Origin of the sequence: Paenarthrobacter sp. PAE-2 (genome assembly GCF_026013155.1) — a bacterium.
GTDB classification, from domain to species: domain Bacteria; phylum Actinomycetota; class Actinomycetes; order Actinomycetales; family Micrococcaceae; genus Arthrobacter; species Arthrobacter ureafaciens.
This window is the reverse complement of the sequence record NZ_JAPDNV010000008.1, coordinates 134,041-155,278: the sequence shown is the minus strand read 5'-3', so window position 1 is coordinate 155,278 and position 21,238 is coordinate 134,041. Positions and strand designations below refer to the sequence as shown.

Here is a 21,238-nt window from a genome sequence, read left to right as displayed (position 1 = left end):
TCAGTGGCCCTGTCCTGCGTACTTGAGTTCCGTTTCGGCCTTTTTGGGCCGCCACCATGCCTCGTTCTCCCGGTACCAGCGCAAGGTGGCAGCCAGCCCGGCGTCGAAGTCACCGTAGCGCGGTGTCCACCCCAATTCCCTTCGCAGCTTGCCCGAGTCGATGGCATAACGGAGGTCATGGCCGGGGCGGTCCGTTACCAGGTCGTAGGCATCGGGGGACTGGCCCACCTGAACCAGCAGCTTCTCCACGACGGTACGGTTGGACAGTTCACCGTCCGCTCCGATCAGGTACGTCTCACCGATCCTGCCCCGTTCGAGGATGGCCGCCACTGCCGAGGAATGGTCCTCCACATGGATCCAGTCCCGCACATTCCGGCCTTCCCCGTACAGCCGGGGCCGGATGCCGTCCAGGAGGTTGGTGATTTGGCGCGGAATGAACTTCTCCACGTGCTGGTACGGTCCGTAATTGTTTGAGCAGTTGCTGATGGTCGCCCGCAACCCGAACGACCTGACCCAGGCCCTGACCAGCAGGTCCGATCCCGCCTTGGTGGCCGAGTACGGACTCGTGGGCCGGTACACGGACTCCTCCGTGAACCGGGCGGGATCATCCAGGGCGAGGTCGCCATAGACCTCGTCGGTGGAAATGTGGTGAAACCGCGTTCCGTATTTGCGGGCCGCCTCGATAAGGGTGAAAGTGCCCACGAGGTTCGTGTCCACGAACGGCCGCGGCTCCTCCAGTGAATTGTCGTTGTGCGATTCGGCCGCGAAGTGCACAACGGCATCCACTTGCCCGGTCAGCTTTTCCACCAGGGCCGCATCGCAGATATCGCCTTTGACAAACTCGAACCTCTCCGGCGGTAAACCCGCCAGCGACGCGCGGTTGCCTGCATAGGTCAATTTGTCCAGGACGGTGACATGAAGGCTGCTGTGGCCCATGATGTAGTGAACAAAGTTGCATCCGATGAACCCGGCCCCGCCGGTGACAAGGATTCTCTGCATGGCGATAGCGTAGCCGCGCACGCCGCGCCACGGCAGGGGAGAGGACAACAATGATGCGAGGAATTATCCTGGCCGGTGGAACAGGTTCACGGCTTCACCCCATAACGCTCGGAATCAGCAAACAATTGGTTCCCGTCTTTGATAAGCCGATGATTTATTACCCTTTATGCACCCTCATGTTGGCCGGCATCCGGGACATTCTGGTGATCACCACTCCCACGGACGCCGACCAATTCCAGAAGCTGCTGGGCGACGGTTCCCAGTTCGGCATCTCGCTCAGCTACGCGCAGCAGCCGACGCCTGATGGCCTGGCCCAGGCTTTCGTCCTTGGCGAAGATCACATTGCCGGAGGCAAAGTGGCGCTGGTCCTCGGCGACAACATCTTCAACGGCCCCGGCATGGGCGCCCAACTGCGCCACTACAGCGACGTCGACGGCGGAGCAGTCTTTGGTTATTGGGTCAAGGACCCCAGCGCCTACGGCGTTGTGGAGTTCGACGACGACGGCCTCGCCATTTCCATCGAGGAGAAACCAGCCGAGCCTAAGAGCAATTACGCAGTTCCGGGCCTGTACTTTTACGACAACGACGTCGTTGCCATGGCAAAAGAGCTGCAACCGTCCGCGCGGGGTGAATTGGAAATTACCGATATCAACCGCCAATACATGAAGCTGGGAAAACTACATGTGCAGAAATTCCCCCGCGGCACGGCATGGCTGGATACAGGAACCTTCAGTGACCTAAACGACGCGTCGAACTACGTCCGCACCACCGAGAACAGGCAGGGCCTGAAGATCGGCGCACCCGAGGAAGTGGCGTGGAGGATGGGCTACCTCGACGACGACGGTCTTCGCCAGCAAGCAGCGAAGCTCGCCAAAAGCGGCTACGGGAGCTACCTGCTGGACATCCTGGACCGTCGCTAGGAAACGTCTTCCAAAGCCCGGGATATCTCGGCAGGCAGGACGGCGAGCTGAGCGTCCAGAAGCTCCTTGAGGTGGACCGCGTTCCGGGGTCCAACAATTGCCGTGGAGACCCCCGGACGGGAGAGCAGCCAACTCAATGACACATCCAGGGGTGAGCGCCCCAGTCCGCGGGCTGCCATGGCAACAGCTTCCACCACCCGTGATCCCCGCGGCTCCAGGTACGGTTCAACGTAGGCTGTGAGGCGCCCTTGCGCGGCCCGGGAATCGGCTGGAATCTGGCCGCGGTACTTTCCGCTGAGGACGCCGCGACCCAGCGGTGCCCAGGCCATGAGCCCCAGGCCGGCGTCCTCGATCGCGGGAATCAGCTCTTCTTCGGGCTTGCGCTGCAGGAGGGAGTACTCGGACTGGTTGGCCACCAGCGTGAAGCCGGCCACCGCTGCGGCCTTTGCGGTCTGCCACCCGTTGTAATTGGAGATTCCTACGTAACGGGCACGGCCCGTCCGTTGCGCCAGTTCCAACGCGGACAGCGTTTCGTCGAGCGGCACGTTCGGATCCCACTCGTGCGCAAACCAGATGTCGATGTAATCGGTACCGAGCCTGGCAAGGCTCGCGTCGAGGGCAGCCAGCATGGCCCCCCGGGAGGCATTGATGCTGCGCCTGGAGTCGGACAGGGATACCCCTGCCTTGGTGGAAATCACCACCTCGGAGCGCGCAACAACTACGCCGAGCATGGAACCAAGCAACGCTTCGGCCTGCCCTTGCGCATAGGAAGCAGCCGTGTCGATCGTCGTGCCGCCGGCATCCACAAAAGCATGAAGCAGTTCGGAGGCATCCTGCTCATCAGTTTCCTGTGCCCAGGACATCGTTCCGAGGGACAATGACGACACCCGGAACCCGCTGTTTCCGACATAACGCTGCTGCATGCTGATAGCTTACGGGGAGTTCCCATACTTCATGACGTAGGGTCTATTCACGTGAACTGGATAGAAGCAGCCTTGCTGGGCCTGGTGCAGGGCCTCACCGAATTCCTCCCGATCTCCTCGAGCGCCCACCTGCGCATTGTCGGCTCGTTCCTGCCGAATGCCGCCGACCCCGGCGCTGCCTTTACGGCCATCACGCAGCTGGGCACGGAGACAGCGGTGATCGTGTACTTCTGGCGGGACATCGTCAGGATCATCGGAGCCTGGTTCGGCTCACTGACCGGGAAAGTAGCCAGGAACAATCCCGATGCCCGCATGGGCTGGCTGGTCATTCTCGGCAGCCTTCCCATCATTGTTCTCGGCCTCCTCTTCCAGGACCAGATCGAGTCGGTGTTCCGCAGCATGTGGATTGTGGCCACCATGCTGATCGTCTTTGGCATGATCCTCGCCGTGGCCGACGCGATCGGCCGCCAGGAACGCGACCTCACCCAACTGACGTACAAGCACGGCATCCTGTACGGATTTGCCCAGGCCATGGCCCTGATCCCGGGGGTATCCCGCTCCGGCGGCACCATTACGGCCGGCCTGCTCATGGGCTACACCCGCGAGGCAGCCGCCCGCTATTCCTTCCTGCTGGCCATTCCGGCCGTCTTCGGCAGCGGGCTCTACCAGCTGTACAAGACCGTTTCCAACGACGGCATCGCCGGGCCCTACGGACTTGCCGAGACTGCCTTGGCCACCGTCATCGCGTTCGTGGTGGGTTATGTCATCATCGGATGGTTCCTCAAGTTCGTTTCCACGCGAAGCTACCGGCTGTTCGTCTGGTACCGGATCCTGCTGGGCCTGGCCCTGTATGTCCTGCTCGGTTTCGGTGTGATCAGCGCCTAGCACTAAGGTTGAGTCGTGAAATCGTGGATCTCCCGCCCTGTTCCCGGGCTGCCCGGCAGCCTTCCGCACCTGCGCCTGTTCGACACCGCGTTGGGCCGCGTCGTTGACATTGCTTCTCAACCGGAACAGTCCATGTATGTGTGCGGCATTACGCCGTACGACGCCACGCACATGGGGCACGCTGCAAGCTACGTAGCTTTTGATCTCCTCAACCGGGCTTGGCGGGATGCCGGATCCAAGGTTTCCTACGTCCAGAACGTGACGGACATCGACGATCCCCTTCTGGAGCGGGCCAACGCCACCAACGTGGACTGGCGTGAACTGGCAGCCAGCCAGATCGAGCTGTTTCACACGGACATGGATGCGCTCAATGTCCTGGCTCCGGATCACTACATCGGCGCCGTCGAAGCCATCCCGGACATCGTTCCCGCCATCGAGAAACTCATTGCCGACGGAGTCGCCTACCGCGTCCACGGAACCGACGGGGAGCCCGACGGTGATGTCTACTATGACGTCGAGGCGGCAGGAAAGCACTCCTCGGCGACGGACGCCTGGACGCTGGGGGCTGTTTCCGGCCTCGGCGAGGCCGAGATGATGGAACTCTTCGCCGAACGCGGCGGGGATCCCGCCCGGCCCGGTAAGAGGCAGGCCCTGGACCCTCTCCTGTGGCGTGTTGCCAGGGAGGGTGAACCGAGCTGGCCCGGAGCAAGCCTGGGCGACGGGCGCCCCGGGTGGCACATCGAATGTACCGTGATCGCACAGAAGTATTTGCCTGCCCCGTTCACGGTTCAGGGCGGTGGCTCTGACCTCGTCTTCCCCCACCACGAGATGGGGGCGGGACATGCTTACTCACTGGCCGGAGTTCCTTTGGCCCACCACTACGCCCATGCCGGCATGGTGGGGCTTGACGGCGAGAAGATGAGCAAATCCAAGGGCAACCTGGTGCTGGTCTCAAAGCTGCGGGCCGCGGGGGAGGAGCCGGCTGCCATCAGGCTGGCCATCCTGGCCCACCACTACCGCTCCGACTGGTCCTGGACCGATGACGGGTTCGCGGCGGCGAAGGACCGGCTGGCCACGTGGCGCAAAGCTGTAACCCGGGCGGCTGCCGGTTCGGCCGCGCCGCTCATCGCCGCCATGCGCACCGAGCTGGCGGAGGACCTCAACGCCCCCGGCGCCCTCGCCGCCGTCGACCGTTGGGCGGCAGAATCGCTCCGCACCGAAAGCGGCAGTGCCGCATCTTCGGCCGATGGCGCCTTGGTGAGTGATGCCGTTAACGCCTTGCTCGGCGTCGAACTCTAGGCCCCTGCTGAAACGAACGGCCCCGGCGTCCGCCAGACGCCGGGGCCGTTCGTTCGTGCAGCTACGGCGTCAGGGCCGGTCCTTGCCCCGCCGCTTGAGGTAGCGCTCAAATTCCCTGGCAATCGACTCACCGGAGGCTTCCGGGAGGTCTGCTGTGTCCTTTGCTTCCTCAAGCTGCCGGACATAGGCCGCGATTTCCGGATCTTCGGTTGCGAGTTCGTCTACGCCCCGTTCCCAGGCCTCCGATTCCTCGGCCAGCGCCTGGCTGTCCACCGGAACCTGGAGCAGGTCCTCGATCTTGTGAAGGATGGCCAGCTGCGCCTTAGGGGACGGCGGCTGGGCGACGTAGTGCGGAACTGCTGCCCACAAAGAAACGGTCGGCAGCCCGGCGAGCATGGCAAACTCCGCCAGGACTCCAACGATCCCTACCGGGCCTTCATACTGCGATGCCTCCAGATTCAGGCGTTCGCGCAGTGAGTCGTCCTCGGTCGTAGTGCTCACGGGGATGGGCCGGCTGTGGGGCACATCGGCCAGGAGGGCGCCCACCAGGATTACTGCATCCACCTTGAGGGCTTCGGCGTGGACCAGCAGCTCGGTGGTGTAGGCCCGCCAACGGTAGGACGGTTCCGTGCCGAGGACAAAAACCACGTCCACGTTGCTGTCCGGGACCGCCGCCTTATAGATACGGGTGGACGGCCATTTCACCTTCCGCGCACCCGATGATGTGCGGCGAACGGTGGGGCGGGTGAACTGGAAATCGTAGTACTCCTCGGCATCTACGGTTCCAACCTTCTTGCCGTCCCACAATTTGTTCAGGTAGTGCAAAGCATCACTGGCAGCTTCTCCGGCGTCATTCCAGCCTTCGAACGCAGCGATCATTACAGTGACGCGCTGGCCCTCCGCAGGTTCCTTGAGGAAGCGCTCAACCTCAGCAGCACCATCGTGTCCATCCGGGTTCCCGTCCACACTGTTCATCCACTCACCCTACGTCCAAGACCCTCGCCGATGCATGGCATTTACGCGGGCGCGTGTCCCGGATTCGCGGACAGCAAAATGACCCGGCAAGGGCGGGCCCAGGTTCCACGTAGACTTGAACCCATGCATTCTTCACCCAGCCAGCCCTCCCTGAAAGCCGTGCTCTGGGATATGGATGGCACGCTCGTGGATACGGAGCCCTACTGGATTTCCGCGGAACGGGCGCTGGTTGAAGCGCATGGCGGAACCTGGTCCCACCAGCAGGCCATGCAGCTCGTGGGCCAATCCCTCCTCCATTCCGCAGGGATCCTGCAGGCGGCAGGCGTGCGCATGGAAGCCCGCCACATCATCGATACCCTGAGCAGTGAGGTCATCGCCCAGGTCCGGAACCAAGTGCCGTGGCGTCCCGGCGCCCGGGAGTTACTGGATGACCTGCACGGGGCCGGAGTCCGGTGCGCTCTCGTCACCATGTCTGAAGGCCCCTTGGCGTCAGTAGTGGTTGAGAGCCTGGCCAAGCCCTACTTCGAGTTCCTGATCACGGGAGACACCGTCACTAACGGCAAACCCCATCCGGAGGCCTACCTCACGGCCGTCGATCGACTCCGGCTCGACGATCCTTCCCTGGGGATCGAGCACTGCGTGGCGTTGGAAGACTCTGTTCCCGGCGCCACCGCGGCCATGGCTTCGGGCGTCATCACCGTGGGAGTTCCGCACCAGGTCCCGTTGCCTGATGATGCCCGCATGATTCTGTGGGAAACGCTGAGCGGACGGACGTCAGCCGACCTGGCGCAATTGGTGACCGACCGTCATCTTCAGTCCGCTCCGACGCCCACCGGAAACACGCTCGAAGGGGCATATAAGTGAGCAGTCCCTCTGCGCCCCATCACCACGCTGCCCCCAAGAAGGACGGCATCCCCCTGGGGAAAATTGCCGGGATCCCCGTTTACCTTGCCTACTCCTGGTTCCTGATCGCGGCTTTCACGGTGATCGTCTACGGACCGGCCGTCCTGATCCAGTTTCCGGGCTTGGGCATCGGCGCGTACTTCGTGGCGTTCGGGTACGCCCTGCTACTGGCCGTTTCGGTACTGGTCCATGAGCTTGCCCACGCACTGAGCGCAAAAGCCTTCAAGTGGCCCACCGACAGGATCGTGCTCAACCTCTGGGGCGGGCACACACAGTTCCAGAACTTCACCTCATCGCCCGGCCGTGCCGTGGTGGTGGCCATGGCGGGCCCGGCCTCGAACTTCATCCTGGCCGGGGCACTGGCCCCCTTCGTCTTTGGCGGGGTTTTTGAGGGCGTCATCGAGATGCTGGCAAACATCCTCATGTGGGCCAACTTCCTGATAGGCATCTTCAACGTCCTTCCCGGCACCCCCCTGGACGGCGGCCGGCTGGTGGAGTCCGCCGTCTGGAAGGCCACCGGAAGCCAGGAGAAGGGCGCAATCGCCGCAGGATGGTCCGGTCGCGCCATTGCCGTGGCACTGTTCATCTGGTTCATCGCCCTGCCGTTCCTCAGCGGTTCGCGGCTGGATCTGAACCTGACGCTGATCACGGTCCTCGTTTGCGGCTTCCTCTGGGTAGGCGCTTCCAGCTCCATCCAGCACGGTAAACTCCGCAGCCGCCTCTACCTCGTCAGCGCCGCCGGCCTGGCCGATCCCGCCGTCGGAATTCCGAACACCGCCACGGTCGCCGACGCCTTGGCCTTGGCCCCCGCCGGAACTCCCGCCGTCGTCATTTGCGGCCCGGACGGCAAGCCCCAGGGCGTCCTCAATCCCGGAGCCGCAGCCGCGGTGCCACCCCAGGTCCATTCGACGACGCCGGTCACCGCCGTTGCGCACCCGCTGGCCGCCGGTGCGTACGTCCCTGAATGGTCCAAGGGCCAGGAGCTCATCCAGTACCTGGCCAAGCTCGACGGCGGTGAGTACGCGGTGGTGGACCACAACGGATACGTCACCGGCCTGCTCCGGCAAGAAGCAGTAGTGACGGCTATAACAGGTAAAGAAGCCCGCCGGAGCGGGCGCGCCTGACACTCTTGCCGGTAGAGTTACCTGCCGGCCCGCAATAAGAACAAACAGATTTTTAGCGTCCATGGGCAGCAAGCCATTGCAGTCCAGCCGCACAGGAGCGAGGAAAACCAGATGAGCAGCGAAACCGCCGCCACGGAGACAAGCGCAGCCACGGGCGCTGCCCAGCCAACCGGGGCAGCCCGCCGTCGGGGACCTTTCCGGGTGGGGGAACGCGTCCAGCTCACTGATGAGCGTGGACGCATGAACACCATCACCTTGGAAGTCGGCGGCGCCTTCCACACCCACCGCGGGTTCCTGAACCACGACGAGATCATCGGCAAAGTTGATGGTTCCGTTGTCAGCAACAACATCGGCCAGCAGTACCAGACCCTGCGTCCGCTGCTTTCGGACTTCGTGCTGTCCATGCCTCGCGGCGCTGCGGTGGTCTACCCGAAAGACGCCGGCCAGATCGTCACCATGGCCGATATCTTCCCCGGCGCCCGGGTAGTGGAAGCCGGTGTCGGCTCCGGCGCGCTGTCCATTTCGCTGCTTCGGGCAATCGGCGACGGCGGTTACCTCCACTCGTTCGAACGGCGCGAGGAATTCGCGGACATCGCCCGCGGAAACGTGGAAACCATCTTCGGCGGACCGCACCCTGCCTGGCAGATCTCCCTCGGGGATTTCCAGGAGGAAGTGGTCAAGGCCGAGGCACCCGGTTCCGTCGACCGCGTGGTACTGGACATGCTCGCGCCCTGGGAATGCCTCGACGCGGTCGCCACGGTCCTTGCTCCGGGCGGGGTGTGGATCAACTACGTTGCCACCGTTACCCAGCTTTCGCGCACTGCCGAAGCCATCAGGGCCGATGGCCGTTTCACTGAACCGGATGCGTGGGAATCCATGGTCCGCGGCTGGCACCTTGAAGGCCTGGCTGTCCGACCGGACCACCGCATGGTTGCCCACACGGGGTTCCTTCTGGTGACCCGCCGCCTGGCCGACGGCGTGACCGGAATTTCGGTCAAGCGCCGCCCGTCCAAGACTGAATTCAGCGAAGAGGACCTCAACGCCTGGACACCGGGTGCCGTGGGAGAGCGCTTGGTCTCCGACAAGAAGCTTCGCCGGGCCGCAAGGGACGCCATTGCCGGAACCAACGTCCAGGATGATCCCCCGGTCACAAACTGACAAAGGTCACAATAGGGTCCGCATTCCGGATGTCACACAGCCCCCTGAGCTTTTCGGGACTATGGTCTTGTTAAGCGCAGGAAGGGGCTGATGAATCGTGGATACGTCGAACAACGACATTGGACGGCCGACGCCGGAAGAAGCGAATGCCGCAGCGGAAGAGGCTGCCCGCCAAAGGCGGGGCACCATCCAACCGCCGGACCCTTCCAGTGAATTGACTGTGGCTGAGCGGCAGATCAACATCCTGAGGGACAAACTTCGCCACATCGACCGCCAGCTCGCAGCCGCCACCCAGAACAACAGCAAACTGGTCAACATGCTGGAAACAGCCAAGGCTGAGATCCTCCGGCTCAAGGGTGCCCTCGAGCAGGAAGGCCAACCGCCGTACAGCTTCGGCACCGTTGTCCAGATCAATCCCCGCCGCCAGCCGACGGCAGGAAATTCCGGGCAGGCAGCCACTGAAGAGTCAGTGGACATCTTCAACGCCGGCCGGAAGATGCGGGTTGGCATCAGCCCGTTGGTTAACGTCAACCAGCTCGCAGTCGGGCAGGAAGTCCTCCTCAACGAGGCACTCCTGGTTGTTGCGGCGCTCGGCTATGAACGCGCCGGCGAACTGGTAACGCTCAAGGAGCTTCTGGGCAAGGACCGTGCCCTGGTGGTCGGCCGCGCTGACGAGGAACGCGTTGTCCGGCTCTCGGGTGCCCTCCAAAACGTCCACCTGAAGGTGGGAGACGCACTGTCCCTGGATTCGCGGACGGGCTACGCCTTGGAAAAGGTGCCCCGCGCCGAGGTTGAAAACCTCGTGCTGGAGGAAGTCCCTGACATCACCTACCAGGACATCGGCGGCCTCGGTCCGCAGATCGAACAGATCCGCGACGCCGTTGAACTGCCGTTCCTGCACCCCGACCTCTACCGGGAGCACGGCCTCAAGGCACCCAAGGGAATCCTCCTTTACGGTCCTCCGGGGTGCGGCAAGACGCTCATCGCCAAGGCAGTGGCCAATTCCCTGGCTGCCCGGGCTGCCGAGCGCGCAGGCAACACCGACCTCAAGAGCTACTTCCTGAACATCAAGGGGCCGGAGCTCCTGGACAAGTACGTCGGCGAGACCGAGCGGCACATCCGCCTGATCTTCGCCCGGGCCCGCGAGAAGGCTTCGGACGGCAGCCCCGTCGTGGTGTTCTTCGACGAGATGGATTCGCTGTTCCGCACCCGCGGCACCGGTGTCTCTTCCGACGTCGAGACCACCATCGTCCCGCAGCTGCTCAGCGAGATCGACGGCGTGGAACGGCTCGACAACGTCATCGTGATCGGTGCCTCAAACCGCGAGGACATGATCGACCCCGCCATCCTGCGGCCGGGCCGCCTGGACGTGAAGGTAAAAATCCAGCGGCCCGACGCTGAGGCAGCAGCTGACATCTTCGGCAAGTACATCACCACCGACCTGCCGTTCCATGCCCAGGACCTCGCCGAATACGGCGGAGATGTCCAGGCCACGGTGGATGCGATGATCCAGCGGACCGTGGAGGCGATGTACTCCACGGAGAAGTCGAACGAATACCTCGAGGTCACCTATGCCAACGGTGATACCGAGATGCTGTATTTCAAGGACTTCAACTCCGGGGCAGTCGTGCAAAACGTGGTTGACCGCGCCAAGAAGTACGCCATCAAGGACCTCCTCACCAACCACCAGAAGGGCCTGCGCATCGATCACCTGCTCAAGGCGGTAGTGGATGAGTTCCGCGAGCACGAGGACATGCCCAACACCACCAATCCGGACGACTGGGCCCGGATCTCGGGCAAGAAGGGTGAACGCATCACGTACATCCGCACCATCGTCCAGGGCAAGGCCGGCCAGGAACCCGGCAAGTCGATTGAAACTACGGCGAATACGGGCCAATACCTGTGACCTCACGAGACGACAACCTGCCCCAGGAGAAACTGCCTGCAGGCGGGGCAATGCGCGTCATGGGTTCGGAGACGGAGTATGGGATCCATGCTCCGTCTGCGCCCGGCGCCAATGCCACCATGATGTCTGCCAGGATTATCCAGGCGTACGCGACCGTCACGCGGCAGCGAGCTGCCGGGGGAGCGGAGACGCGCTGGGATTACACCGACGAGGAACCACTCCACGACGCCCGGGGCTGGACCTTGGAACGTTCGGCCGCGGATCCGAGCCAGCTCACCGACCAGCCGCCGGTGCTCGACGCCGAGGCCGTCGCCTTGGCGTACGGGCGCCAGGAACTGGAGCTTGACGGCGCGGACGAATCCGGCTCCCTCCTGATGAACATGGTGCTCGGCAACGGCGCCAGGCTGTACGTAGACCATGCCCACCCCGAGTACTCCAGCCCCGAAGTCACCAACCCGCGCGATGCCGTGACCTGGGACGCAGCAGGGGACCTGGTTGCCTTGGCCACGGTGCGCAAGGTTGCCGCAGATACCAACCTGCCGCCGATTAACCTCTACAAGAACAACACGGACAACAAGGCCGTGTCCTACGGCTCGCACGAGAACTACCTCATGCCGCGATCGGTTCCGTTTGGGGACATCATCCGCGGGCTGACTCCGTTCTTCATCTCGCGGCAAGTGGTCTGCGGGGCGGGCCGCGTGGGCCTGGGGCAGGATAGCTCCACCCCCGGCTATCAGATCAGCCAAAGGGCGGACTTCTTCGAGGCTGAGGTGGGCCTTGAGACGACCATCCGCAGGCCGATTATCAACACCCGGGACGAACCGCACGCCACGGCGGACAAGTACCGCCGCCTGCACGTCATCATCGGCGACGCCAACCTCAGCCAGCTGTCGAACTTCCTTAAGTTCGGCACCACTGCCATGGTGCTGAGCCTCATCGAGGCCGGCCAGGCGCCCAGGATCGAAGTCCACGAGCCGGTTCACGCCCTGCAGGCGGTCAGCCACGACACCAGCCTCACCGCCACCGTACGGCTCACGGACGGCCGTCGCGTGACAGCCTCGGACCTGCAGTGGATGTACTTCGAGGCGGCGGCGAAGCTCGCCCAGGAAACCGGCGTCGCGGATGCCATCAGCGGTGACGGCCACACCCATGAGGTGCTGGAGCGCTGGGAGTCCACGCTGACGGCGCTGGGCACGGACCCGGCCTCGGCAACGTCCGTGGAATGGGTGGCCAAGAAGTCGCTCCTGGAGGGCTACCGCAGCCGCGACGGGTTGGAGTGGGATGACGCCCGGCTGGGCCTCGTGGACCTGCAGTGGTCAGATATCCGGCCGGAGAAAGGCCTCTACTATCGGATGCTTTCCAGGAACCGCATGCTGCGGATAGTCGACGACGCCGATGTCACCAGGGCGGTAAGCGAACCACCGGTGGACACCCGGGCCTACTTCCGCGGTAAATGCGTTTCCACTTTTGGCAAGGACGTCGTGGGAGCCAGCTGGGACTCGGTTATTTTCGATGTCCCGGGACTGGGGAAACTGCAGCGCGTACCCACCAGGGAGCCATTGCGCGGTACGCAGGCGCTCACGGAACCACTGTTCCGGAAGCACCAGGAAGCAGGCCCGTTCCTTGCCGAGTTGCTTGGCCGGAAACCTGCGGCGCCCAGAGACTGACCAACAGCAGTCACCTGCGGAAACAGCCCGGCCGAAGCCGGGCGGAGCAGCCCATCGCGTGGCAATATGGCAGTAGGAAGTCCGCATCCCGCGGACGGACAGTAGGGAGAAAGAAATGGCAGGTCAGGAGCAGCAGCAACCCCAGGCGCGGGAAACTGAGACTGAAGTCGACGTCCCGGAGGCACCTCCCGCCGCTCCTGAGGCCCAGGCCTCGGAAGCTACACAAGGCGTGGACGATCTCCTTGACGAAATCGATGGCGTCCTGGAATCCAACGCCGAGGAATTCGTGAGGGCTTTCGTCCAAAAGGGCGGCCAGTAACGAACCACCACAGGATGTACTGCCCGGCCGGCGCGAGGCCGCCGGGCATCGGAATGCGAGTCGAAGGAGTGCAGCAATGCAGGACCCATCAATCGGCCCCCTGGCCAACCAGGCAACGTCTTCATTCACAGAGCATCTCCAACGCTCGCGTCCCGAACTCCTTCCGTTCAACCAAACACTTCCCGCCGGCGCAGCTCCGGCCGCACCGCACGCCACCACCATTGTGGCCATGACCTATGCCGGCGGCGTGCTGATGGCCGGCGACCGGCGGGCCACCATGGGCAATGTCATCGCGAGCCGGCACATTGAGAAGGTCTTTCCCGCAGACCAGTACTCCGTGCTGGGCATAGCCGGCACCGCAGGCCTTGCGATCGATATCACCCGGCTGTTCCAAGTGGAGCTGGAGCATTACGAGAAGATCGAAGGCACGCTCCTCAGCCTTGTGGGCAAAGCCAACCGCTTGGGGGCCATGATCAGGGGTAACCTGCCCATGGCGATGCAGGGGATGGCTGTCATACCGCTCTTTGCCGGATTCGACCACGGATCCGCCACCGGCAGGCTCTTCTCCTACGACCTGACGGGTGGCCGGTACGAGGAGTACGAGCACCACTCGGTCGGCTCGGGTTCCGTCTTCGCCCGGGGTGCCCTGAAAAAGCTGTGGCGGCCGAACCTTAGCGAGGACGAAGCCGTGGCTATAGCCGTCGAATCCCTCTACGACGCCGCCGACGACGACTCCGCGACCGGGGGACCGGACCCCGTCAGGCAGCTGTGGCCGGTGGTGTACGCCGTGAACCGCGCCGGGCACAGGAGGATTCCGGAACGTGAGCTCGCTGCGATTTCGGCGGCCATTGTCGAATCACGCGCTATCGCCGGACGGGAGGCCTGAGATGACGCAGCAGTTCTATGTCTCACCAGAGCAGCTAATGAAGGACCGCGCAGACTTTGCGCGGAAGGGCATCGCCCGCGGCCGCTCGGTCATCGTCATCAGCTGCGCGGACGGGATCGCCTTGGTGGCTGAGAACCCCTCTCCTTCGCTGCATAAGATCGGCGAGATTTACGACAAAATAGCGTTTGCTGCCGTTGGGAAGTACAACGAATTTGAGAGCCTGCGGCAGGCAGGAGTCCGCTACGCCGACGTGCGCGGCTACTCCTACGACCGCGAGGACGTCACCGCCCGGGGCCTGGCCAGCGTCTACGCCCAGAGTCTCGGCGCCGTCTTCACCGCCGAACAGAAGCCCTTCGAGGTGGAACTGGCCGTGGCAGAGGTTGGCCCCCGGCAGGAGCTGGACCACTTGTACAGGCTCACCTTCGACGGCTCGATTGCCGACGAAAACGGCTTTGTGGTGATGGGCGGTGTCGCGGACCAGATTTCGGACGTCGTCAAGGACACCTGGGACGCCGGCCTGGACTTTCCAGGCGCGCTGCGGCTGGCCCTGCGGGCCCTCGCCGCGGACAAGGACGTGGATGCCCTTCCACCGACGGCCGTCGAAGCCGCCGTCCTGGAGCGCGCATCCGAAAGCAACCGCGGAACACGGCGGGCTTTCCGTCGCCTGCTCCCCGAGGATCTTGCCCAGTTGCTCGTTGAGGAGGCCTGAAATGGACAAGCGGATATTCGGCATCGAAACAGAGTTCGGGATCTCTTATTCGAGCCCCGATTCCAGGCCTTTGGCGCCGGAAGAAGTAGCAAGGTACCTCTTCCGCAAAGTAGTCAGCTGGGGCAGGTCTTCCAACGTCTTCCTGACCAACGGTTCAAGGCTGTACCTTGACGTCGGCTCGCATCCCGAATACGCCACAGCCGAGTGCGACGATCTTGCTCAGTTGATTGCCCACGACCGCGCCGGGGAACTCATCCTGGACGACCTCGTGGATGAGGCCCAGGCGCGCCTGGCCGCCGAGGGTTTCAACGGAACGGTGTACCTGTTCAAGAACAACACGGACTCGGCAGGAAACTCCTACGGCAGCCACGAGAACTACCTCATACCGCGGCGCGGTGAGTTCTCCCGGTTGGCCGAGATTCTGATCCCTTTCCTGGTGACGCGGCAACTGATCGCCGGCGCGGGCAAAGTGCTTAAGACCCCGCACGGGGCCACATTCGCCTTCTCGCAGCGGGCGGACCACATTTGGGAAGGCGTTTCCTCGGCCACCACAAGGTCCCGCCCCATCATCAATACCCGTGATGAGCCTCACGCGGACGCCGAGTTCTACCGCCGTCTGCACGTCATCGTCGGCGATTCGAACATGTCGGAGACGTCCGCCCTGCTCAAAGTGGGCACGGTAGACCTGATCCTCCGCATGATCGAGGCGGGCGTCATCATGCGCGACATGCGCATGGAAAACCCCATCCGGAGCATCCGCGAAATTTCCCATGACCTCAGCGGCCGGGCGCTGGTCCGGCTGGCCAACGGCAGGCAGCTCTCAGCACTGGATATCCAGAGGGAGTACCTGGCCAAGGTCACAGAGTTTGTTGCAGCCAACGGGGCCCACAATCCACACGTGCCGTTGATCATCGATCTTTGGACCAGGACGCTCGACGCGATCGAGAGCGGGAACAGCAGCAGCATCGACACCGAAGTTGACTGGGCCATCAAGAAGAAACTCATGGAAGGCTATATGAAGCGCCATGACATTGGCCTGGATTCGCCGAGGATTGCCCAACTCGACCTCACCTACCACGACATCTCGCGGCAGCGGGGCCTGTTCTTCCTCCTCCAGTCAAGGGGAGCGGCACGGCGCTTGGTCACGGAGACCGAGGTCAAGGATGCCGTGGACGCTCCGCCGCAGTCGACGCGGGCCAAGTTGCGGGGAGACTTTGTCCGGCGGGCGCAGGAACTGGGCCGCGACTACACCGTGGACTGGGTCCATCTCAAGCTCAATGACCGGGCGCACCAGACCATTCTCTGCAAGGATCCGTTCCGCAGCGTGGATGAGAGGGTCGACGCCCTCCTTGACTCTATGAGCTGACTCCCAGCTTCGGCGGTTACTCTGGATGTTGGTCTCTTTCCAAGAGGCACCTGATTGGATGCGGCACGGCAATGTCCGTTGCTCGAATATCCGTCCGCTGCTCCAATATCCATTGTCCCGACGAAAGTGTCTTTTTGTGCGACGACTCCTAGCCATACTCCTTCCTGTCCTGCTGCTGTTGACCGCGTGCGGAGGCGGGGATGCCCCCGAATCAGAGCCCACGAGCAAGTCCACGGGAGACATCTCCAAGCTGTCCTCCCTGAAGGTAACCGACAACGGTGACGACAAGGCCCCGGGGCTTGATTTCACCAAGCCCCTGGCTGTCTCCGAACCCACCGTCAAGGTTGTGGACGAAGGCGACGGGGAAACGATCAAGGCCGGCCAGACCGCCGAACTGGCGTATATCGCCGTCGACGGTACAGATGGCAAGACCATTGAGGATACTTACCCTTCCGGCCCCCAGCCGATCGAGCTGGGCGAGGACCTGAAGGCAGGCAACGAGGCCATCTACAACGCTATTGTCGGCGCCAAGGTCGGCTCGCACGTTGCTTTCGCGGCCCCCGGCAACGCCTCCGCCAGCGGACAAACGGGCACCCAGATCGTCGTGTTCAAACTGCTTGGTGCCAAGGAGACCCCCAAGGCCCTTGAGAAGCCTGAAGGCGAAACCGTGACCCCGCCCGCAGGTCTGCCCACGGTCAAGGAGAACGAGCAGGGCATTCCGGAAATCTCCGTGGCGGGCGTCGCCGCTCCCAAGGAACTCGTCTCGCAGGACCTGATCAAGGGCAATGGCCCCGTGGTGAAGGAAAGCGACACCCTGACCGTCAACTACGTGGGTGTCACCTTGAAGGACGGCACCAAGTTCGATTCCAGCTATGATCGCGGCAAGCCCACTAGCTTCCCGTTGACGGGCGTCATCAAGGGCTGGACGCAGGGCCTCGCCGGCAAGACCGTAGGCTCCCGGGTCCTCCTTGTCATCCCGCAGGATCTGGCGTACGGCGCCGAAGGCCAAGGCGAGGCCAAGGGCGACCTCGTGTTCGTCGTCGACATCCTGGGCGTCAAGTAACAGCCACCGAAGAGCTTGCCGGGCAGTTGACCGGACACCTGGCTTAGGCTTGAACCTGACACCCCACACATTCAGAGGAGCAACCATGTCATTTGGACAGCGCGATTACGACCGCACCAAGCCGGAGATTGAGTTCCCGGAAGGCGATGTACCCACCGAACTGCGCATCACCGACCTCATTGAGGGCACCGGCGCCGAGGCGAAGGCCGGCGACACCGTGTCAACGCACTACGTAGGCGTTGCTTGGTCGACCGGCGAAGAATTCGACGCTTCCTGGGGCCGCGGCGCTCCGCTGGACTTCCGCGTTGGCGTGGGCCAGGTTATCCAGGGCTGGGACCAGGGCCTGCTCGGCATGAAGGTCGGCGGCCGCCGCCGTTTGGAGATTCCCTCCGAGCTGGCTTACGGCTCCCGCGGCGCCGGTGGAGCCATCAAGCCCAACGAGGCCCTCATCTTTGTTGTTGACCTCGTAGCAGTCCGCTAGGCGCTGCTTCTTCCAAGGGCGCGTCACCTCCGGCACAACCGGCGGTGACGCGCCCTTGCGGTTTTAAGCCGCGACTTTAGTAACGTAGCAACCGTGTCCGCATCCCGTACTGAACGCCTCCTGAACCTGCTCCTGGCCCTGCTCAATACCAAGGTGGGGTTGAGCCGCGCCGTCCTGAGGGAGAAGGTGTACCGGGGCGCCGCAGACAATGACGCAGCCTTCGGCCGCATGTTTGAACGCGACAAGGTGGACCTCAAGCAGTTCGGTTTCGAGATCGAGACCCTGATGGACACCGGATTCGGCAATGACGATCCTGCCTCCACCCGGTACCGGATCGGCAAGGACTCCAACAGGCTCCCCGACGTGCACCTGACACCTGCGGAGGGAACAGTCCTCCTCCTCGCGGCCCAGCTCTGGGAGAGGGCGGCACTGGGCAAGGCGGCCGCAGATGCCGTACGGAAGCTCCAGGCGGCAGGAGGCTTTAGCGAAGCAGAACTCCCTGCGGGCGTACAGCCGCGGATCAAACCGGCGGGACAGGCCTTCGACGACGTCGTTGCCGCCATGCATGGCAGGCACCCCATCCGCTTCGGCTACCTGGCAGGAAGCACGAACAAGGAAGAAACCCGCGACGTCGAACCGTGGGGACTCGGCAGCCGGTTCGGCCAGTGGTACCTCGTGGGGTTCGACCTGGGCCGCGGAGCCAAGCGGTTTTACCGGCTCTCCAGGATGACCACGGCGGTCACCGTCCTCACCAACCGCTCCTTTGACCCGCCGGCTGACTTTGATGCACGGGCCGAATTGGATTCGCTGCGCGAACTTCCCCTGCGGACGGCCACGCTCGACGTCGCGCCCGGCCGGGTCCTTGCCCTCCGACTTCGCGCCACGGCCGCCACTGGCGGCGCAGGCACCGGACGGGACCTATTGTCGGTGCCCTTCCGCGACCCGGAACAATTCGCCGAGGAGCTTGCCTCCTACGGCCCCCACGTTGCGGTGAGGGAGCCTGCAGACCTGCGCACCGCCGTCGTGCGTCGGCTGGAAGCAGCAGCAGCCTTCAACGCCGCCCCGCCGGTTCCGGTGTCCTTCCCGGACGCTGCGCCCGCTACACGGGCCCGCAAGCGGACATCCGAGGACCAATTGGCCAGGATGCTGCAGCTCGTTCCTTTCCTGGTCCACCATCAGGGACTGCATATCCAGGAGGTGGCGGACCATTTCGGGATCACGCGGAAGGCCCTCATCGACGACCTGAAGATCCTCATCTGTTCGGGACTTCCTGAGGGGTACCCCGACGATTTGTTGGACATCCAATGGGAGAACGACCATGTCTACATCACCGAACACCTGGACTTGAGCCGCCCGGTCCGGTTCAGCGAGGAAGAAGCAGCAGCGCTGCTGACCGGCCTGGCCATGTTGGGCGACCTCCCTGCGCTGGCGGGGCTGCCGGAAGGTGACGCCGGAAGCGCCCTGGAATCGGTGACCATCAAGCTTGCCGGCGCAGCCGGGGACGCAGCGAGGCTGGCCGGTTCGGTAGCCGGGGCGTCCGTGGCCCCGCAGCAATCCCAGGCATTTGCCGCCATCTCGCAGGCCTTGCGGGACGGAAGCCAACTGCGCTTGAGGTATCTGTCCCCGCAACGCGACGAAGTCAGCGAACGCGACGTGGACCCGCTGAGGCTCTTTTCCATGGACAACACGTGGTATTTCGAGGCGTATTGCCACAGCAAGTCCGGGATCCGGAACTTCCGGCTGGATCGGATTGAATCGCTCGAGCCCAACGGCCGGCCTGTTTCAATGGCAAGCACACCGGAGACCGACGTCCCGGCCAGGCTTTTTACTCCGGGCGACGATGACGCGGTGGTGGTGCTCCAGCTGACCCGCCAAGGAGCCGGGCTGGCCGATGACTACTACGCCGAACGCACGGCACCACTGCCCGACGGCGGTTTGCTCGCCGAGGTCAGGTTCGGCAGCACGGACTGGTTGCCCATGTTCGTGGCCCAGCATGGGGGATCGGCACGGATCATCGATCCCCTGCAGCTCAGGGACGACGCCCAGGCCTGGCTTCTGGCGGCCCTGAGGCAATACAGCGGTCCTTCGTCGGTGCAATCCCAGGAAGCTGGCTAGAATACTCAGATGCCTTGGTGGTTTTGGATCCTTTTGTGGATTGCTCTGATAGCACTGTCCCTGCTTCTTCATCTGACGTTGGGGTACCGCTTGTTCCGGAAGTTCATGGCCACCGTCCGCGAATTGGGGGAGGCCGGAAGGCGCTTCGGTACGCTGGGGAAAACAACGGAAAGCAACACTTTGGTGTCGGCAGCGGAAGCGACCGGGGAACGGCCTGCACCTGGGTCCGCGGTTTTTGCCTCCCCGGAACAGATGCGTCATGATTACGTGACGGCCAAGGCCGCCCGGCGGGAAATTCGCCGCCTCAAGCGCGTCCAGCGCAAAGCCGATCGTGGGCAACCCCAGTCCTTGCACGACATAGAATTCAGATAGACGTAGGATGTATCCAAAAGGAAAGGACCTCCACACATGAGGCTTGAAGGCTGGCATCTCATCATCATCATCGTCTTGGCCCTGGTGCTTTTTGCCGCGCCCAAGCTGCCCTCCATGGCACGCAGCATCGGACAGTCGATGCGCATTTTCAAGTCCGAGGTCCGGGAGATGAAGAAGGACGGTGCATCCGAAACAAAGGACACCCAGGCTTCTTCCGACGCCGTCGAAGGCAGGGTTGTGGACCACCCGGACGCAAAGGCTAAGAACAACGGCGAAACGGACGTTCCGCCCTCCAACCGCGTCTAAAGAGAAGTGGTACAGACGAAGGGGCGCAAAGCCAATCCCGAAGCCAGGATGGCGCTGCTTGACCATTTGAAGGAGCTTAAGAACCGGCTCTTCAAGGCAGCCATTGGCGTCATTCTGGGCACTGTGGTGGGCTTCATCATCTACCAGCCCCTCCTCGAGGCCCTGATCAAGCCCATCAAGGACCTTAACGAGAAAGAGGGCCGCGCGGCCACCCTCAACTTCGACGGCGTGGCAAGCTCCTTTGACCTCATGGTCCAGGTGTCGGTGTTCCTCGGCGTGCTCGTTTCGAGCCCGGTCTGGATCTATCAACTATGGGCATTCATCGTTCCGGGCTTGCACAAGAAGGAACGGAACCTGGCGTTGTCCTTCGTGGCAGCGGCCGTTCCGCTGTTCATTGGCGGCGTGTTGCTGGCATGGCTGGTATTGCCGAATGCGGTACGCGTCCTCACAGATTTCACCCCGTCCGGTGCCTCGAACTTCATCAGCGCCGAAATCTATTTGGCCTTCGTCCTGCGGCTGCTGCTCGCCTTCGGAATCGCTTTCCTTGTCCCGGTGGTCCTGGTCGGCCTGAACCTTGCGGGAATCGTCAAAGGCAAGCAACTGGTCAAGAGCTGGCGAATCACGATCTTCCTGGTGTGCCTGTTCGCAGCCATGGCCGCGCCCGGAGCCGACGCCATGAGCATGTTCTACCTCGCCGCTCCCATGCTTCTTCTCTTCTTTGCGGCCATCGGGGTCTGCCTCTGGAACGACCGCCGGCGTGAACGCCGGGCCATTAAGCGTGCTGCTGAGACGGAAGCCACGGCAGATATCGCCACCCCGGCGACCGATCTGGAGAATCTGTAGACACCGGGCTACTAGGCTT

Annotated in this window: 21 protein-coding genes; 18 read left to right on the top strand and 3 right to left on the bottom strand. The window is 63.3% G+C overall.

Annotated elements, in window-relative coordinates:
• Entirely contained in the window at positions 1–999 is a 999-nt protein-coding gene (gene rfbB / locus OCL88_RS07395) for a dTDP-glucose 4,6-dehydratase (RefSeq protein ID WP_264962068.1), read from the bottom strand.
• 53 nt (positions 1,000–1,052) lie between these two features.
• Here rfbB and rfbA point away from each other — a divergent pair, with 53 nt between their 5' ends.
• Positions 1,053–1,919 (top strand): glucose-1-phosphate thymidylyltransferase RfbA, encoded by an 867-nt coding sequence (gene rfbA / locus OCL88_RS07390; RefSeq protein WP_193591339.1) that lies wholly within the window; start codon positions 1,053–1,055, stop codon positions 1,917–1,919.
• On the opposite strand, the gene OCL88_RS07385 is transcribed toward rfbA, so the two are convergent.
• Complete coding sequence (locus OCL88_RS07385) at positions 1,916–2,842, bottom strand: aldo/keto reductase (RefSeq protein WP_021470482.1); 927 nt, start codon at positions 2,840–2,842, stop codon at positions 1,916–1,918. The genes rfbA and OCL88_RS07385 overlap by 4 nt on opposite strands.
• A gap of 51 nt (positions 2,843–2,893) precedes the next feature.
• On the opposite strand from OCL88_RS07385, the gene OCL88_RS07380 reads away from it, so the two are divergent.
• Positions 2,894–3,727: an undecaprenyl-diphosphate phosphatase gene (locus OCL88_RS07380; RefSeq protein WP_166184320.1), complete on the top strand. Its 834-nt coding sequence runs from the start codon at positions 2,894–2,896 to the stop codon at positions 3,725–3,727.
• Positions 3,728–3,742: 15 nt separating this feature from the next.
• Positions 3,743–5,026: a cysteine--1-D-myo-inosityl 2-amino-2-deoxy-alpha-D-glucopyranoside ligase gene (gene mshC / locus OCL88_RS07375; RefSeq protein WP_264962067.1), complete on the top strand. Its 1,284-nt coding sequence runs from the start codon at positions 3,743–3,745 to the stop codon at positions 5,024–5,026.
• Positions 5,027–5,095: 69 nt separating this feature from the next.
• Here the strand turns inward: mshC and OCL88_RS07370 are convergent, their stop codons facing one another.
• Complete coding sequence (locus OCL88_RS07370) at positions 5,096–6,001, bottom strand: PAC2 family protein (protein ID WP_166184324.1); 906 nt, start codon at positions 5,999–6,001, stop codon at positions 5,096–5,098.
• Positions 6,002–6,124: 123 nt separating this feature from the next.
• On the opposite strand from OCL88_RS07370, the gene OCL88_RS07365 reads away from it, so the two are divergent.
• From OCL88_RS07365 to tatC, 15 genes are all read left to right on the top strand, one after another.
• The gene (locus tag OCL88_RS07365) at positions 6,125–6,865 is read left to right on the top strand and encodes an HAD family hydrolase (RefSeq protein WP_264962066.1); all 741 of its coding nucleotides are present in this window, start codon (positions 6,125–6,127) and stop codon (positions 6,863–6,865) included.
• The gene (locus tag OCL88_RS07360; RefSeq protein ID WP_264962065.1) at positions 6,862–8,028 is read left to right on the top strand and encodes a site-2 protease family protein; all 1,167 of its coding nucleotides are present in this window, start codon (positions 6,862–6,864) and stop codon (positions 8,026–8,028) included. Before OCL88_RS07365 ends, OCL88_RS07360 begins: the two co-directional genes overlap by 4 nt.
• Before the next feature lie 111 nt (positions 8,029–8,139).
• A complete protein-coding gene (locus OCL88_RS07355; RefSeq protein WP_264962064.1) occupies positions 8,140–9,186 on the top strand; it encodes a tRNA (adenine-N1)-methyltransferase in 1,047 nt (348 codons plus the stop codon).
• A 97-nt stretch (positions 9,187–9,283) separates the two neighbouring features.
• The gene (gene arc, locus OCL88_RS07350; protein ID WP_264962063.1) at positions 9,284–11,092 is read left to right on the top strand and encodes a proteasome ATPase; all 1,809 of its coding nucleotides are present in this window, start codon (positions 9,284–9,286) and stop codon (positions 11,090–11,092) included.
• Positions 11,093–11,142: 50 nt separating this feature from the next.
• Positions 11,143–12,759, top strand: a complete 1,617-nt coding sequence (gene dop / locus OCL88_RS07345; RefSeq protein ID WP_264962090.1) for a depupylase/deamidase Dop — start codon at positions 11,143–11,145, stop codon at positions 12,757–12,759.
• A gap of 115 nt (positions 12,760–12,874) precedes the next feature.
• The gene (locus OCL88_RS07340) at positions 12,875–13,078 is read left to right on the top strand and encodes a ubiquitin-like protein Pup (protein WP_062096884.1); all 204 of its coding nucleotides are present in this window, start codon (positions 12,875–12,877) and stop codon (positions 13,076–13,078) included.
• 76 nt (positions 13,079–13,154) lie between these two features.
• Positions 13,155–13,964, top strand: coding sequence for a proteasome subunit beta (gene prcB, locus OCL88_RS07335; RefSeq protein WP_264962062.1), 810 nt, complete (start codon positions 13,155–13,157; stop codon positions 13,962–13,964).
• A 1-nt stretch (position 13,965) separates the two neighbouring features.
• Positions 13,966–14,673, top strand: coding sequence for a proteasome subunit alpha (gene prcA / locus OCL88_RS07330; protein WP_264962061.1), 708 nt, complete (start codon positions 13,966–13,968; stop codon positions 14,671–14,673).
• Between the two features lies 1 nt (position 14,674).
• Positions 14,675–16,039 carry a Pup--protein ligase gene (gene pafA / locus OCL88_RS07325; protein ID WP_021470494.1) on the top strand — a complete coding sequence of 455 codons (1,365 nt, stop codon included), beginning with the start codon at positions 14,675–14,677 and terminating at the stop codon, positions 16,037–16,039.
• Positions 16,040–16,175: 136 nt separating this feature from the next.
• Complete coding sequence (locus OCL88_RS07320) at positions 16,176–17,102, top strand: FKBP-type peptidyl-prolyl cis-trans isomerase (RefSeq protein WP_193591332.1); 927 nt, start codon at positions 16,176–16,178, stop codon at positions 17,100–17,102.
• 85 nt (positions 17,103–17,187) lie between these two features.
• A complete protein-coding gene (locus OCL88_RS07315) occupies positions 17,188–17,583 on the top strand; it encodes an FKBP-type peptidyl-prolyl cis-trans isomerase (protein WP_021470496.1) in 396 nt (131 codons plus the stop codon).
• Positions 17,584–17,676: 93 nt separating this feature from the next.
• Entirely contained in the window at positions 17,677–19,698 is a 2,022-nt protein-coding gene (locus OCL88_RS07310) for a helix-turn-helix transcriptional regulator (protein ID WP_264962060.1), read from the top strand.
• A 9-nt stretch (positions 19,699–19,707) separates the two neighbouring features.
• Positions 19,708–20,070: a hypothetical protein gene (locus OCL88_RS07305; RefSeq protein ID WP_264962059.1), complete on the top strand. Its 363-nt coding sequence runs from the start codon at positions 19,708–19,710 to the stop codon at positions 20,068–20,070.
• A 36-nt stretch (positions 20,071–20,106) separates the two neighbouring features.
• Positions 20,107–20,376 (top strand): Sec-independent protein translocase subunit TatA, encoded by a 270-nt coding sequence (gene tatA, locus OCL88_RS07300; protein ID WP_021470499.1) that lies wholly within the window; start codon positions 20,107–20,109, stop codon positions 20,374–20,376.
• Between the two features lie 6 nt (positions 20,377–20,382).
• Positions 20,383–21,219 (top strand): twin-arginine translocase subunit TatC, encoded by an 837-nt coding sequence (gene tatC / locus OCL88_RS07295; RefSeq protein ID WP_043426327.1) that lies wholly within the window; start codon positions 20,383–20,385, stop codon positions 21,217–21,219.
• Positions 21,220–21,238: the final 19 nt, after the last annotated feature.

What these genes read in the sequence shown, in the direction of transcription:
- tatA (WP_021470499.1), top strand. Translation starts at nt 20,107, where the DNA reads ATGAGGCTTGAAGGCTGGCATCTCATCATCATCATCGTCTTGGCCCTG.
- OCL88_RS07385 (WP_021470482.1), bottom strand. Translation starts at nt 2,842, where the DNA reads ATGCAGCAGCGTTATGTCGGAAACAGCGGGTTCCGGGTGTCGTCATTG.
- OCL88_RS07355 (WP_264962064.1), top strand. Translation starts at nt 8,140, where the DNA reads ATGAGCAGCGAAACCGCCGCCACGGAGACAAGCGCAGCCACGGGCGCT.
- dop (WP_264962090.1), top strand. Translation starts at nt 11,143, where the DNA reads ATGCGCGTCATGGGTTCGGAGACGGAGTATGGGATCCATGCTCCGTCT.
- rfbA (WP_193591339.1), top strand. Translation starts at nt 1,053, where the DNA reads ATGCGAGGAATTATCCTGGCCGGTGGAACAGGTTCACGGCTTCACCCC.
- OCL88_RS07370 (WP_166184324.1), bottom strand. Translation starts at nt 6,001, where the DNA reads ATGAACAGTGTGGACGGGAACCCGGATGGACACGATGGTGCTGCTGAG.
- OCL88_RS07305 (WP_264962059.1), top strand. Translation starts at nt 19,708, where the DNA reads ATGCCTTGGTGGTTTTGGATCCTTTTGTGGATTGCTCTGATAGCACTG.
- OCL88_RS07365 (WP_264962066.1), top strand. Translation starts at nt 6,125, where the DNA reads ATGCATTCTTCACCCAGCCAGCCCTCCCTGAAAGCCGTGCTCTGGGAT.
- OCL88_RS07315 (WP_021470496.1), top strand. Translation starts at nt 17,188, where the DNA reads ATGTCATTTGGACAGCGCGATTACGACCGCACCAAGCCGGAGATTGAG.
- prcB (WP_264962062.1), top strand. Translation starts at nt 13,155, where the DNA reads ATGCAGGACCCATCAATCGGCCCCCTGGCCAACCAGGCAACGTCTTCA.
- pafA (WP_021470494.1), top strand. Translation starts at nt 14,675, where the DNA reads ATGGACAAGCGGATATTCGGCATCGAAACAGAGTTCGGGATCTCTTAT.
- prcA (WP_264962061.1), top strand. Translation starts at nt 13,966, where the DNA reads ATGACGCAGCAGTTCTATGTCTCACCAGAGCAGCTAATGAAGGACCGC.
- rfbB (WP_264962068.1), bottom strand. Translation starts at nt 999, where the DNA reads ATGCAGAGAATCCTTGTCACCGGCGGGGCCGGGTTCATCGGATGCAAC.
- OCL88_RS07340 (WP_062096884.1), top strand. Translation starts at nt 12,875, where the DNA reads ATGGCAGGTCAGGAGCAGCAGCAACCCCAGGCGCGGGAAACTGAGACT.